This is a genomic window from Aneurinibacillus thermoaerophilus (assembly GCF_900099925.1).
Taxonomy (GTDB): domain Bacteria; phylum Bacillota; class Bacilli; order Aneurinibacillales; family Aneurinibacillaceae; genus Aneurinibacillus; species Aneurinibacillus thermoaerophilus.
In genome coordinates this window covers 20,647-34,794 of the sequence record NZ_FNDE01000015.1, presented here as the reverse complement: position 1 = coordinate 34,794, position 14,148 = coordinate 20,647, and the positions used below count along the sequence as shown (strand labels likewise).

The following is a 14,148-nucleotide window of genomic DNA, read 5'->3' as shown; positions in this document are numbered from 1 at the left end:
CGTGCTGATGGAAGAGAAACAGGAACGTACGTATGACTACTCGTCCATTATTGAGTCGGCAAAAGAACTGGCTGCGCTCATTGCAAACTCAGAAGAAGTCGAGCGGTTTAAGCAGGCGGAGAAAAAAATCAGCGCCAACGGACGGGTGCAGGGATTAATTATGCAAATTAAACAGAAGCAAAAGCGCATTGTTAAGCTGGAGCACAGCCGCCAGTACGATCAAATCCCGGAAATCGAAAAAGAAATCGACGCGTTACAGGATGAACTGGACACAATTCCGATTGTCCAGGAATTTAAGCAAACGCAGCAGGACATTAATGAGTTGTTGCAAATGGTTACGAGCGTTATTGCCAATAAAGTGTCCGAAAATATTATCGTATCTACCGGCGGTGATCCGCTGTACAACGACACCGGATACCCGAAGGCCAGGCCAGAAGGCATCAGCGACGGCTGCGGCGGCTGTGCGTAAGCGAGAAAGAAAAATGCATCGAAGTTTGATAAATCAAGGAGCCAGCTACATTTATAAAGCTGGCTCCTTTTTCAGCTCTTTCTATGGTTTTATGAACAAAATACAATTTTTTATAGATCTCGGGCTGTAAACTTGCGTATTGCCAGAAGAAGGGCTGCGATACCATATAGTGCAGTGTATGCCAGCATAATATTGCTCGGGGCAGACAGGCTGCCGAATAAACCCTGGGCAGCGAAAGATAGTGGATTGTCTGCTGTGTCAAACAAGTAGATCGTCATTTTGCGGAAGAGAGAGTCCATTGGGAAAAGTAGGCTGGAGATGATTCCGATATTCATCATTGCTGTTTTCTCCATGAGAACGCCTAGCTGCTCTACAAATCCACCGATAAAGCTAATTCCATATAGAATAATAAGAACAATTCCGCCGTTTACTGTCGTCATCATACTACTGCACAAAAGAGCTACAGCGACAAGAATGAGTGGCTGCACGATGAAGATTCCCAGTGCTTTAATAGCTTGTGAAAACGTAATTTCGACGCGGAGTATGTCACCACCAATCAACTGGTTAATGAGTAGAATCCCAAGAAACAAGCAAGCAGCATATCCAGCAAGCAAGAGACTTAACCCGATGAATTTGCCGCAAATGACGGTACGCCGGGAAATAGGCCTGGCGAGCAGCGTATCAATCTGATGGCTTTCGATTTCGCTGGCGATGCTGCCCACGCTGCTCAAAATGGCGAGCAACGCTGTGATAAATGTAGCGAAATATAAACCGATCCCGAGAATTTGCGTTGCGAAAAATGTTTCTACTATTACGAAGTCAGGCGAATTTATCACTCGTCCTGCTTTTGCTGTCGCTTCCTGGGCCGCAAAATAGGTAGCTATTCCGTAAAACAGGAGAAACGCAAGCGACATGAGTACGGTAATATAAAAAATTCGTTTGTATAAAATTTCTTTACATGTTAGTTTCGCGATTGTCCACATGAGCTGTTTGCGCCTCCTTTTTGTTCACCCAATACATAAATACATCTTCGAGATGCGGCTGACGGGGAGTTGCTTGGTAAATTGCAATTCCTTTGTCGCTCAGATGACGAATCATAACAGGAATATTCTCTTCCTGTTTCAGTGTAAGCAGCCAGTGGGTACGCCCTTCGTCTGTAAAACCAGTGCATTCTTTCTGGATAATAAAGGGGGACAGTTCATCCCATATCGCTGAGGGAGCTGGCCCGATTGTCATATCCACTTGGGGTTTCACAGCGGACAACTTGCGCCAGTCCCCTTGAACAACAAGTTCACTTTTATGAATAATGGCCACATGGTCACATACGCTTTCTACTTCACTGAGCAGGTGGCTGTTCAAGAAAACCGTTTTGCCTTCGTTACGTAATTCATCCATTAGTTCACGGACTTCACGGCGGCCAATGGGATCAAGTGCTGATGTTGGCTCATCGAGAAAAACAACCTCCGGGTCAGAGAGAAGGGCACAGGCCAGGCCGATACGCTGCTGCATGCCTTTGGAGTAGCTCCGAATTTTTTCATCTCCACGTCCATGCAGCCCTACTCGCTCCAACAGGTATGGGATTCGTGTTTTGCGTTCTGTGCGTGAAAGGCCGCATAAGTCTGCGTGGGTTTCTAACAGTTGGCGACCTGTTAGCCATTCAGGATAGCGGAATAATTCTGGAAGATAACCGACTCGCTTTCTTGATTCGATGCTTCCAATAGGAGCGCCGAGAATGGTTCCTTTCCCGCTTGTTGGAATAAGCAGGCCGAGCAAAGTTCGAACAAATGTACTTTTTCCAGCACCATTCGGGCCAAGAAAGCCAAAAACGACTCCGCGAGGTACCTGAAGCGTGATGTTGCGGCATCCAGCTTTTCCATCGTATTGCTTTGTTAGTCGTTGTGTTTCAATTACATACTCCGATTTCAATCTTTTTCCTCCTAACGCACAAAGAGAGCACCTCCTTGTTACAGGAGCCGCTCTTTGCTACTTACTTTACTTCATTTGATTTGCCAGTGAGAGTAAGGCATCTGTATGCGTTTCGTTCTTGCTGTCATATGCGTTCATGTAATGAAGTTTACCGTCTTTTTGCCAGATAAGGAATGTCTGGTTTTCCGCTTCATATATGATCCCCTTTGCACCTTGCACGGTTACTTCGCGTGTTTGGTGTTTTTCATCTATAATATACGGAATAGGCAGAGTACGCTGCCAGTCCTGGATGCTTGCGAGCTGCTGTTTTACGTTCTGCGGGATGAATGGCAAGGACAGAACGGTTTCACGAAGCTGGTTCAAGTCTACATCCTTTGGTACTTGTATTTGCGGAGCACCACTTTCCATATATGAAATGTGTGCAGACGGGTGTGCTTTTTTCGTGTCAGCATTCGCAGGCACCAATTCTATATGAACGGCTTCCGGTACTGTCAGTGAGAATGGTTTGTTGTCCAGTTTTTCGTCAAATTCTACATTGGCTTTCAACTGATGCAGCAAGGCATTTGTTTTCTTCGTATCCAGTTGCATGTGCAGTGTAAAGCTTGGAGACACAAAAATGTTTTCCGTTTTGTATCCTTCCGGTATTGCAGGGAGCGCGTAACCTGCCTTTATAGCATCCTCTCTCTTTTCAAAAGTACGTGTTCCACGGTCTCCATTTTGTTCTCCTACCCATATTTTACCGATCCCTTTAATCTCTTTCATTCCTTTTTCATTTCCCGCGACCCATCTTTCGATCTCTTGTAAATCGGATTGGGTCAGCTTAATCATTTCTACTTTATCCATGCGGAAAATGGAGAGGAACTGGCTTGCAGCCACTTGTACTTGTGGGATAGCCAGAGAGCCAAGAAGCACAGCAGCAGCTGTACCTGCCATGAGTTTTTTGTATGGTTTCTTCATGTTTATCCATCCTTTTCGTTTGGTTTTTACAGGTTTAAGTTCGTGTTGCAAACGCTGTTCAAAGCGTTCCCAGGCTGCATCTGTGTCAATGGAGAGATGGGAACGCTTTGGCTCGGTAAAAGCCTCTTGTATTGCCGTTTCTGCCCATTGTTCTAGTTTTTTTGCCTGTTCCAGCGAAGTGCGGCAATTTGGACAATGCTCCAGATGGGCAGAGAATGCTTTGCGCATATCACGGTTTATTTCTCCGTCTATGTAAGCCTGAATAAACCCGATATCCGGACATTTCATTCAGCATACCCCCTTATATGTTTGTACATGTTGCGAAATTTTGTTTTAGCCCGCGCGAGCAATGTGCCGACAGATGATTGTTCCACGTTGACAGCCTGTGCTAGTTCTTTATAGGTAAAGCCAGAATATTTCATAAGGAGAAGAGTACGCTCACGTTCTTCCATATTCATGAGTACCTGTCGTACAGATGCAATTTCTTCTTGTTGAAACCATTTTTCTTCCGAAGAAGGACTATACGTTTCTGCTTCGATATTTTGCTTTTTATCTCGCGCAGTGCGTCGCTTTTCTGAGCGTAAGCTGTTATAGGCAGCATATATGGCGGCTTTGGTTAGCCAGGCTGGAATGTTTTGAATGACAGTGCGATCTGTGTGATAAAGCTGAAGGAATACTTCTTGTGCGATGTCCTCTGCTTGAGATTGATCCTTTATGATGCGCATAATTTGCCACACAACGTAAGGATAGTAGGCTTTGAACAGGTCTTTGAAATTATCGGACGCAGCCGAAGAAGTTTGCTTTTTTATCAAGGTTGCTCGAACCTCCATTTTTTCCCTCCTTTCTCGTCCGTTCACTTTATAGAAACCGCTCGCGTGGTTTTTGTGACACGTGACGTGGAAAAAATAATGAACAAACTTTCACTTCAGTGTAAACTTTCCAAGCTCTGCTTTTAATTCGTTTGAAAGAATCGTCGTTTCTTCAGCACCGGCCGCCATTTCTTCAATCGTAGCCGACTGTTGCTGTGCGGCGGTAGCCACCTCAGAAGCAGTGGAAGACTCCTGAATAATACTGGAGATTTCCTGCCATGCATATAATACATGCTCAATATTTTCACTTATGCAGTCAAGCCTTTTTTTCATACTAATCCTTTTAGACAACGATTCAAAAAAGATAAAGATATGCTTTCTTTGGAAGAATGGTATGATATTAATCTTTTCACCCAAGACGCTTGCCCTGCATACTTATGGATTATCAGTCATGATGCTGATCAGGGTGGCATGGATGAGGTGTGAAAGAAATGGATATGGTTGCACCCGTGATGGTTGCCCTGCATACACATGTAGGGAAACGTTGTATGGAGGAGGTAACAACATGTCGAGTACAAATAAAGAGAAGCAGCGTCGGGAAATCGTCACGAAAGCCGTCTGTGGCCGGGGACGAAAATTTTCCGAAGCCACTCATACCGTTACCCCATCCCACAAAATGGTCACTATCTTAGGTGCTTGGGTTATTAACCATACGTACCGGGCGGATAAGGTAGGTGAAATAGTAGAGGTGAGCGGAACGTACGAAATCAACATCTGGTATTCCTACAATAACAATACGGATGCAACATAATCTTAATTGATAACAAAGAAGCGGCAGATTTTTTGTCTTGCTTGCGTTGGATAACAGAACTAGAATAATATACAATAAAAGTAAAATATGTAAATGGAGGGGGAATCTGTGGAATTAGCCACCCGTGACATCTGTCTTAAAAAGAACACCTTATTAAAGAATACATACAGAATAAAAAACGTTATTTCTTGTAGTGAACTGTCGATTGTCTATACTGGTCGTCATGCAAAGAGTGGGGATATTCAAATTATTAAAGAGTATTTTCCAAAAGCATTAGTATTGCGAGATTTGGATGATAAAACTGTTTTATGTCGGCTTCCCTCTTCTAAAGGGAAGTATTACGAACTGATGGAGTCTTTTTTTAATGAAGCTACTATAATAAAAGAATTATGTCATAAAAACATAGTTAGATATATTGATCACTTTGAAGAGAACGGGACAGGCTATATTGTTATGGAATATTACCCAGGGAAAACGCTTGACAGATATATAGAAGAAAAAGAAGTTTCTATGACAGCCTTTTTTAATAAGACCTTGCTTCCTTTGATGGATGCGTTGGATTTTATACATAAGAAAGGAATTATTCACAGGGACATAAAGCCTGAAAATATTCTTATCAGTACAGACGGACAGCCTATACTTATTGATTTTGGCTCCGCTATTTATTATAAAAATGATCCCAAACATAAAATATTTACGACCCCTGGTTTTTCACCTTTAGAATTTTATTCAGAAAAGTCGAAGTTAGGGAGATATTCGGATATTTATAGTCTTGCGGCTACATTATACTATTATTTGAGCGGAAGGGCCCCTCTGGATGTGTCTGAAAGATTGATCGAGGATAGGATAAAAAATGTAAGGCATTATAATAGGGACGTGACGCCTCTGCTATCAAGCGTGATTATGTGGGGGCTTTCAGTAAATTATAAAAAGAGATGCTACTCACTGAAACTTTTTAAAATTGCTTTTTATCTAGAACATCTCCTTCGGAGAATCAAAAAGTTTATGAATGTATAAGGTGGTTCAAAACAAACAATACATCAATCCCAATTCATCCAGAATCGCACAAGATCCCCCGCCTCTAAGCATTAGCATAGGTGGGGGATGAATCGCGCTTCTTTTTCCTTTCGTTCTTTTTGTATAGAAAATTCTGTTTCTTATTTTGGGAAAGTCTGGTTATTTTTAGTTCGAATCCTCCTAAATATCCTCATGTTTATAGGAAGAAACATTTGCAAGGCGTACACCAGCCTTCCTTTTTTTATGAAGGGCGTGACGTAGATGGCAAATCAGATTAGAAACGCCGCGAGTTGTTTCTGTTTTCTACCCACATGTTAATTTTTTTAACAAAATCTCAATCGGAAATAATAAGAAATATGATAAACGGATATTTTATAAATTTTGTAAATAAAAATGTTTTTTAGGTATTAATAGACGGGGAAATTATACCGAATATATAAGGTGTAATTATCCTTTTTAGGTAAAAAATATAAAATGGGTATTTATAGTTAATCTTTAAAATGGAAATATTTCCTATACTAGTATATACATGTTTGATCAAGATATAAAGAGAGCTTTAAAAGATAGATCAAATAATAGGAAAAATAGCATAAAACAATAGTAGAATTATACTGTTATTTTTTATATTGACACGATACCAAAAAAAGGTTTAATTTATATGCTAGAAGTGCATTCCATATTTTTAAATAAAAGTTTTTTATTGTATATATTACAAAATAAAGGTATTTATTTTTGTCGATGCTGATAAGTCATACTTTAAATATGGCTACTCGTATATGTGGATTGTTAAAAAAAGTTTTTTTTTACTATGTTATTCACTAAAAACATAGAAAGGAGGAGGCTATAAAAATTTATAAGTTGACGAGGGTTGTACTATGAAAAATTCTTTATAGTAGCTAGCTGTACAAGTCTTGGATACATAAAGTCCAAAGCGGCTTGTCTGTTTATGGAAATCACTTATAAATTTTTATGGCTGAAGATTATGGATATTATTCATCAGACCAATAGAACGATACTGTTTGAGGAAATTAATCCAGAGAAGCTTGACCTTATTACTCTCGTAGGAGATGTAAAAGGGATTGATAGTTTGAGTGATGACAAAATCAAGGAGATTAACCAGCATTTAGTTGTAAGAAGTTTTGACGAATTTTTGGATAAGTTTTCACCCAAGGTATACTCCTTCTACAATGCAGCTAACCAAAAAGTAATGTATACATTGAAAAAGCCAGAAGGTATCGCAGAAGATTGTATATCTGAAATTCATATCGATCAGAATAATGATTTTTTAAAAATGTTATTTACATTGATTGATACGAAGAGAATACAGGGGATAACCAATGTAGACTTTAAGTTTGAAAACCTACTGGACATGATATCTCCGAAAAAAGTTATGGATGATATCCGACAGGTGAGAAAAGAAATTCACTATTTATACAGTAAGTATGAGGAATTAGACGAAGGAGATCCTAAAAAGCTTGATCTTGGAGACAAGTTAAATCATTTGTTCGAAGATGCAAGTAGAAACTATAACAATGTTATGGCCATGCTGCCACTTGCTATTGATGATATTAAGACAAGACTTTTGCTTGGAGGGGCTCAGGAAGAAAATAAATCTGAAGATATACAGGTTGGTATGCTCACTATCGGTGACAACGGTGAGTTAAAAATCATTGAAGCTCCTAAAAGCGATAGCATGGAACTTATGGTAATTGATGAGAATACCAATGGACTGGCCGCCATTTTTGAAGAAGACTATGATTCTGTCACTGAAACTCCTTCTTCTTATGTGAGAGACCTTGTTGTACGCACCTTTTGCCCATTACCTGCAGTTCAGACTGAAATTGATATTGAAACAGAAGTGCAGAACTACAATACTTACCTTGAATTTTACAAGAATGCAAAAGATGACTTTGTGAAAACGGTCAAGCCTTTAGTGGAAAAGATTTTAGGTGTGAAAATGTTTTTTGACCAATATGCTACAAAAAATAAGGGGATGCAGCCTTCGCTTCTGATTACGAATAATAAGCTTGATATGATGGTTAAGAGTACCAACATAATGAGGCTGGAAACGTATCTAAATACGGTAAACTCAAAGAATGATTTTTCGGATACCGTATGGTTTGGTATAGTTCCTTCCGTAGAATTAGAGTCATCGGGAAATTCCAAAGTAAGTAGAGAGAGATTCAAGGGAAATAAAAAAATTGTAAAACAAGACGGCAATACGATGGAATCTTTGGCGATGTTGCTTCATGCAGTTAAAGATTTTAAAGTACAGATATTTTTTAGTTTTGTGACGGGAGAAGAAACCACTTTTAACAATATGGCTACTTCCGGCATTGATAAGTACATAGATAAATGCCAGGTACTGGTGAGAAAAGAATACAGTGAATTTGCTATTCCATGCCTTCCTAACTTTACGATTATTCCAAAAGATAAATCCGGGGTTGTTATTGATAGTAAGATGTTGAAAACCGAAGATGGAGTGAAGATCTCACATGAGAAGGAAGACATCCTTAAGCTGTGGATTGAGGGTGTCTATGTAGGTGCCAGTTATGTGGCCGCTGGCATTGTAGCGGCATACCAGTGTCCGGAATATTTGAGAGAATACTTTAAGAATGTAAGCAGGGAATATCCTGGAGTACGATTTGACATAGAAGCTGGGGATAACGGCCTCAGAGCCGTGACAACGATGGCCAAGGAAATATCGGGATTCACAAATAATATCAAGGACTCGATTAATAGAAAAAATTTTGGTTTTGTTTTCTCTTCTGAGAATGCACAACTAGAAGGAAAAGATATAAAAAGAATTACTGTTTATAAAGCGAGAAGCCTCGCAATGGCAGAGGATGGATTTGATTCGATCTATAAAACGCTTGTAAGCACTTATATAGAAAGGATTCTCCGATTCCAGACTAACGATTTTAAACATGATAACATTATAAAATTTTTCAGTAATAATCCGAGCAGTCAGAAGAGCAAATGGCTTGGTACGCGGGGGTTCATTAACTCCATTATCCAGGATGGAGACGACATAAACTATATCATTGATGACAAAAACAATTTGTGTCATATCGATCTTGTGTTTAATGGAAATGTGAAGAACCTTGAGGTCACAATAACTAAAGCAACGAGCGCAGCCAAAGCATAAAAAGCTGGTGCTATATTCATAAAGCGATTTTGTTAACGAACTTGTAGAGAATCCAGATGAAGTATTTATTTAGGAAAATAATAAGGATGTTAGAGGTGTGTTTTCAAAAGTACACCTTTAAACATAAACCTCGAAAGCACATCAAGTTTTCGAGAGCAATATTTAATAATGAGGAGGTTACTTCGATGGGATTTAAACTCAGAGTAGAGGGAGCCGAAACAATTGAACTAGGTATGGATAACATCATGACTGTAACTTATGAGACAGATACTCCCAATGATTCGAATGCAAGGTCTACAGATGTAGGCGCTACTCTCCAGATAACAGGAAAAATCATCACAGCGACAGATGGAGATAATGCTGATGACACGATGAAGCTAGCACTGTGGTCTCTGATACCGGCTGAAAAGGCTGATTGTTACAGAAAGGTTACTTTGGAAGTAATCGCTGCAGACCAGGTTGTGCGGAAAATTCATTTCCCTAATGCATTTGTGGTAGATTATTCTGAAAGATTTGGAGATACAGAAGGTGTAGGTGTATTTAATCTTTTAATTAAGCAGAAAAAAGATAAGACGGAGAAAACAACAATTGAAGGTGGATATAGCGTTTAATTATATGATGTGCTTTTAAGGATATCAAATTTCCAGGAAATAGCAGCGAAAATGTTAGAGGTGTGTTTTTAAAAGCACACCTCTAACCATAAAAGTAAACTTTTCTAATAGAGGAAAATACACCTGGGAATTCCTTTGAAAAGTATGGTTGGTAAAAAAGGGTAGCAAGGATGAAGAAAATGAAAAATTATTACGAAATACTAGGGATTGAAAGAAATGCTTCCCGGGAGGAAATAAAAAAGGCGTATAGAAAACTGGCGAAGCGATATCATCCTGATGTGAATTCTGGAAGTAGTGAGTCCGAGAAACTCTTTAAAGAAATTAATGAAGCATATCGTATTCTGTATGACGAGTCATTAAGAAAGACCTATGATGCCAAAATGAACGGTGTAAAGGAAGAAAAATCGAATGGAAAACAAGACTCTGATAAAAAAGCAGAAGTTCACCGAGAACATGGAGGGGATCAGTGGTTTGATATAAAGGATATGGAAAAAAATTTTGAACGTTTTTTTGGTTTTAACCCAAAAACTAAGGAAATGACATTGAAAAATAAGAGTATAAAAAATACAAATAAACATTCTATTAATATAACAAAATTTTTTGAAAGGTATTTCCGAGTAAACAAAAAATAATCATCATTTAAATTTGATTACTTTAAAGTTAGCATTAATTATCAAACGGGGGAATGGATGTGAGGGGTGTAGCGAATTTTTTTAAACGATACATAAGGAATTCAAATGAAACGGAAAGCTCCTTCTGGATAAATATTGTAGATATTTTGATTGTAGTAATAGCAGTAGCTGCCCTTATATATGTGTATGGGTTGAATATGAATACCAGCTTAAAAATAGGTGTTAGTCTTCTTCTTTTAATTGTTACGATAAGGTATGTGATAAAAAAATACCGAGTTTTTACAGTTCAACATGAGGAAAAAAAAGGAATTACAAGACTTGTTCTTTTGGATGAAGAGGGGGAAAGTGTAAAGGAATGGTATATACAGGGGGAAACCTCTTTGCTAATTGGTAAAAATTCAAGCCAAAACGAGGTTGACATCGATTTATCTGATGCTGAATATGCGTCGCTGATCAGCAAACAACATGCTGTGCTGAACTATGCTGCAGGAAATTGGTACATTGAGGATATTGATTCTAAAAATGGAATTGGAGTAAAAAAAGCTAACAAAAGTACAAAGAGAAGATTGGAGAATCAAACACCGTATAGGATTGATTCAGGTGACATTATATACATAGCGAACACACGGATATTGTTCAAATAAGAATACATCGTTTGATTCAAAATAAACGGAGGAATAAATGGTATGAGTCTGGCAAGATGCAAAAATGGACATATGTTTAGTACAAGAAAACACGGCAGCACATGCCCTTATTGCAACATTGTGATAGAGCCAGTCCTAAAGAGTGAAAATAGAAAAATGGTGGCAATGGGTGAAGATGAGAAGACAATGCCATATTTGGGGGAAGTAGAGGGAATCGAGCCTGTAACTGGGTGGTTAGTATGTATAGAAGGACCTCAAATTGGTCAGGATTATAGGATTATGGCAGAAAAGAATTTTATTGGAAGATCTGAAGAAATGCACATACGAATTATCGGAGATAATACGATCTCTAGGCGTAACCATGCTGTTATCGTATACGACCCCAAAAAGAGGAACTTTTTTCTGTTGCCCGGTGATGCGTCAGGACTTGCCTATCATAATAATGAAGCAGTGTATTCGCCTGTAGAATTAACCGCATATGATGTGATACAACTGGGCAGAAGTAAATTTATATTTATTCCTTTATGTGGCTCTCATTTTGAATGGGAAAGCAATGCGGCGGGCAAGGAATGATGATCATCATGGAAGAACAGCAATTGCTACCTTACCTGATAGTACTGGCATTTATCATATCTCTTCTTCTTTTATTTTATGTAAGACGGCTTTTGCTGAATAGGGATGCAAAGCCGAATATCCTGATTGGCAATGGGCAAACCATAGGAAGGCGGGAGGAGCAGGATGATTACTTCTCGACGGCAACGACCGCGAACGGAACGATAGCAGTACTGGCTGATGGAATCAGTGGGCTTGCAAATGGAAGGGTAGCAAGCACCATTGCTGTGACTACATTTATACAGGAGTTTTTAAAATTAAATAATACAAAAAACATCCCCCTTTTTTTTACGAAAGCTTCCCGTTTGAGCAATACAGAGATTCTGCGGAACTTCAAAGGAACAAGGGGGGGAACAACACTCGTTGCTGCTGTCATATCCGATGGCTACCTTTACTGGGGAGCTGTAGGAGATAGCATCATCATGATTTTTAGAGATGGTGAGTTTATCAATATAAATCAAAAGCATATTTTGGAGTCTTTGCTGGAGGAGCGCTATCTTGCGGGAGAAGTTACAAAAGATGATGTACTGGATCATCCGATGAGAAAGAGATTAATTAATTACTTGGGCTATGAAGGTTTTAAGAATATAGAAATTTGTAAAGCACCTATTCCATTACATAAAGGTGATAAGGTGATTTTGTGCAGTGATGGGGTTTACAACAGTGTAACAGAAATAGAATTAGAAAAAATTCTTTCCAAGAACATTTCTCCTTATGATGCTGCTCAGGAAATAATTGAAGCTGTGGAATATAAAAGACTGAGGAACCAGGATAATGCAACAGTTATCATACTAGAAAATGGCTGGTAGAATTCGGGGTTGCAGATAAAATTCTGAATGAAAAGGAGGAGTGGAGTGTACGAATGAGAAAGGACAACAGCGAGTTTAAAACAGCATTCCTATCTGAAGCAGGTACTTTCATAAATAACAAAGACTATTTTGCATTTACGGAACTTGACGATATGGCCTGCTGGGTGATAGCACACGGACTCGATTCGGATAGGGAAGTAGAAAGTGCTGAAATGGCAGTCAAAAGCATATTGGGGAATTTTATGAATAATCCTACGATGTCCAGAATGAGAATAAAAAAATACATACAGGAAGCTCACAGATTGTTGCAAGATGAGAGCAGAAGGGTAAGGCTTAAAGCGAGTCTGCTAATGGTAGTAACGGATTATTCAAAAATGATTTGGGCCGTTGCAGGCAACACGAGGCTGTACCATTTTAGGAACGGGAGACTCAATTTTAAAAGCAAGGATCAGAGTCTTGCGCAAATGATGGCAGATGAAGAGAAGATACCGGAAGATGAAATTGAAGAGCATGAAGAAAGAAACAACCTGCTGAACTATATGGGAAAACCCCATGATTTTGAACCTTTTGTATCGAAAAAGTATCAATTGATAGACGGAGATGTGATGGTGCTGTGTACCTCCGGGTTATGGGAGGGGGTAAGTGGCATCGAAATGCTGGATGCAATGGAAGAGGTAAAAGAACCTTCGGAATTGGTTGACATTCTGGAAGACGTTCTTTTGAGTAAACAGAAAAAGATAGTAAATAATTATACCGCAGTCGCAATTTTTGTAAACAAGACCTATCAAGAAGATCCCACAAAAAAAATAAGAGTAATAAAAAGAATCTCATTAGCACTGTTGCTTCTTGCATTAGTTGGGGGAGGAGCGATCGTATATAAGATACAGAACACGAAGAAAAAAGCAGAAGCAGTTGCCAGTATGTTCGAGCATGAGAAAAATGGGGATATTTTCGTGCAGGACGGGGATTATGCGAAAGCCTTAAAAGAATACAGCGAAGCACGGAATGCAGCTATAAAGATTAAAGATAAGATACATGCTCAGTTGCTCGGTAAGAAACAAAGGATAACACAGCTTATCACAGATGGGGACGCTTCCTTTAAGGAAGGCGATTACGCGAAAGCGGTAAGCAAGTATGAGAAGGCGCAAAAAGAAATGCAAGGTCGTAAAGATTTTAACATGAAAGAATTAGAGGAGAAAATACATAAATCTCAATCTTTTATCCAAGTCTTAAATTTGAAGAAAGATGGGGATATGAAATTTGAAAGACAAGATTACCAAGGAGCAAAGAATACATATCAAAAAGCAAGGAAAGCGGCAATTGCAGTTTCCTTTGCTAATGGGGAAAAAGAGATAAAAGCAAAATTGGATGAAGTTGAGGAAAAAATATCCAATCTGGAAAAGGAAAAAAAGCAGCTGGATGGCGAAAAGTTAGAAAAAAAAGGGGATAAGAGCTATTCCTCACAGGATTTTGAGAAAGCCATTGAGTCCTATACTATGGCCCAGGAGGTTTATCAGGAGATTGACATGCTCGAAAAAGTTCTAAGCATAGAACGGAAGATAATGAAAGCCGAGGAAAAGCTAAATCCGATTCCAAAGGCCGGCTTAGCGGGTTCAGATGCTACTCCTAATGGCCAAGCACTCAATAATGACATGGGAGAAGCGGATGCAGTACCTAATAAAGCGGGAGGAATCAAGTAAATG

At 39.2% G+C, this 14,148-nt stretch carries 15 protein-coding genes; 10 read left to right on the top strand and 5 right to left on the bottom strand.

Annotation, left to right across the window (positions count from 1 at the left end):
• Positions 1-7 precede the first annotated feature (7 nt).
• Positions 8-469: a RicAFT regulatory complex protein RicA family protein gene (locus BLR88_RS09360; protein ID WP_091260538.1), complete on the top strand. Its 462-nt coding sequence runs from the start codon at positions 8-10 to the stop codon at positions 467-469.
• 110 nt (positions 470-579) lie between these two features.
• Here the strand turns inward: BLR88_RS09360 and BLR88_RS09355 are convergent, their stop codons facing one another.
• From BLR88_RS09355 to BLR88_RS09335, 5 genes are all read right to left on the bottom strand, one after another.
• On the bottom strand, positions 580-1,452 hold the full coding sequence (locus BLR88_RS09355) for an ABC transporter permease (protein WP_057900358.1): 873 nt from the start codon (positions 1,450-1,452) through the stop codon (positions 580-582).
• Entirely contained in the window at positions 1,424-2,395 is a 972-nt protein-coding gene (locus BLR88_RS09350) for an ABC transporter ATP-binding protein (protein ID WP_057899225.1), read from the bottom strand. Before BLR88_RS09350 ends, BLR88_RS09355 begins: the two co-directional genes overlap by 29 nt.
• Positions 2,396-2,461: 66 nt before the next feature.
• Positions 2,462-3,640, bottom strand: a complete 1,179-nt coding sequence (locus tag BLR88_RS09345) for an anti-sigma factor family protein (RefSeq protein WP_091260515.1) — start codon at positions 3,638-3,640, stop codon at positions 2,462-2,464.
• Positions 3,637-4,182, bottom strand: coding sequence for an RNA polymerase sigma factor SigX (locus BLR88_RS09340; RefSeq protein ID WP_057899223.1), 546 nt, complete (start codon positions 4,180-4,182; stop codon positions 3,637-3,639). Before BLR88_RS09340 ends, BLR88_RS09345 begins: the two co-directional genes overlap by 4 nt.
• Positions 4,183-4,272: 90 nt before the next feature.
• A complete protein-coding gene (locus BLR88_RS09335) occupies positions 4,273-4,494 on the bottom strand; it encodes a hypothetical protein (RefSeq protein ID WP_057899222.1) in 222 nt (73 codons plus the stop codon).
• Between the two features lie 232 nt (positions 4,495-4,726).
• On the opposite strand from BLR88_RS09335, the gene cotE reads away from it, so the two are divergent.
• The 9 genes from cotE (at position 4,727) to BLR88_RS09290 (ending at position 14,145) form a co-directional block, all read left to right on the top strand.
• Positions 4,727-4,972 (top strand): outer spore coat protein CotE, encoded by a 246-nt coding sequence (gene cotE, locus BLR88_RS09330; RefSeq protein WP_057899221.1) that lies wholly within the window; start codon positions 4,727-4,729, stop codon positions 4,970-4,972.
• Between the two features lie 108 nt (positions 4,973-5,080).
• On the top strand, positions 5,081-5,989 hold the full coding sequence (locus BLR88_RS09325; RefSeq protein ID WP_236781877.1) for a serine/threonine protein kinase: 909 nt from the start codon (positions 5,081-5,083) through the stop codon (positions 5,987-5,989).
• Positions 5,990-6,971: 982 nt separating this feature from the next.
• Complete coding sequence (locus BLR88_RS09320) at positions 6,972-9,137, top strand: hypothetical protein (protein WP_057900357.1); 2,166 nt, start codon at positions 6,972-6,974, stop codon at positions 9,135-9,137.
• Between the two features lie 185 nt (positions 9,138-9,322).
• Entirely contained in the window at positions 9,323-9,748 is a 426-nt protein-coding gene (locus BLR88_RS09315; RefSeq protein WP_091260513.1) for a membrane-associated protease 1, read from the top strand.
• A 179-nt stretch (positions 9,749-9,927) separates the two neighbouring features.
• Positions 9,928-10,380 carry a J domain-containing protein gene (locus BLR88_RS09310; RefSeq protein WP_091260511.1) on the top strand — a complete coding sequence of 151 codons (453 nt, stop codon included), beginning with the start codon at positions 9,928-9,930 and terminating at the stop codon, positions 10,378-10,380.
• 53 nt (positions 10,381-10,433) lie between these two features.
• Positions 10,434-11,024: an FHA domain-containing protein gene (locus tag BLR88_RS09305; protein ID WP_057899217.1), complete on the top strand. Its 591-nt coding sequence runs from the start codon at positions 10,434-10,436 to the stop codon at positions 11,022-11,024.
• A 42-nt stretch (positions 11,025-11,066) separates the two neighbouring features.
• A complete protein-coding gene (locus BLR88_RS09300) occupies positions 11,067-11,597 on the top strand; it encodes an FHA domain-containing protein (protein ID WP_057899216.1) in 531 nt (176 codons plus the stop codon).
• Positions 11,597-12,445 carry a PP2C family protein-serine/threonine phosphatase gene (locus BLR88_RS09295; RefSeq protein ID WP_409359894.1) on the top strand — a complete coding sequence of 283 codons (849 nt, stop codon included), beginning with the start codon at positions 11,597-11,599 and terminating at the stop codon, positions 12,443-12,445. The genes BLR88_RS09300 and BLR88_RS09295 overlap by 1 nt, the downstream gene beginning before the upstream one ends.
• Positions 12,446-12,498: 53 nt before the next feature.
• Complete coding sequence (locus BLR88_RS09290; protein ID WP_091260509.1) at positions 12,499-14,145, top strand: PP2C family protein-serine/threonine phosphatase; 1,647 nt, start codon at positions 12,499-12,501, stop codon at positions 14,143-14,145.
• Positions 14,146-14,148: the final 3 nt, after the last annotated feature.